Below are 254 nucleotides of genomic sequence, written 5' to 3'. Positions count from 1 at the left end.
GCGGGTCCTGGGGATGCGAAGTGCTGGTGTAGGAACTTGCATCTTCACACGCCCCAGGACCCCTACATCTTGTGCCTCACCGCATCACCGGCGAACCCCAGCTATGCACTCCGGATCCGGAAGGGCCCGTTTATCGCGTTCCCCGACGATGTGTGGCGGCAGATCTGGTCCAACAACCCCACCGAGCGGCTCAACCGGGAGATCCGACGCCGCACCGACGTGGTCGGGATCTTCCCGAACCGGGATGCCATCGT

Annotated in this window: 1 pseudogene; it reads left to right on the top strand. The window is 63.8% G+C overall.

Annotated elements, in window-relative coordinates:
* Positions 1 to 129: 129 nt before the first annotated feature.
* Positions 130 to 254 (top strand): annotated as a pseudogene (locus tag J1M64_RS18365) (transposase); the annotation flags it as partial.

The organism is Dietzia sp. KRD202 (assembly GCF_017168155.1).
Classification (GTDB): domain Bacteria; phylum Actinomycetota; class Actinomycetes; order Mycobacteriales; family Mycobacteriaceae; genus Dietzia; species Dietzia kunjamensis.
Note: the sequence above shows the minus strand (reverse complement) of the source record. Positions and strands in the feature narration are given on the sequence as shown.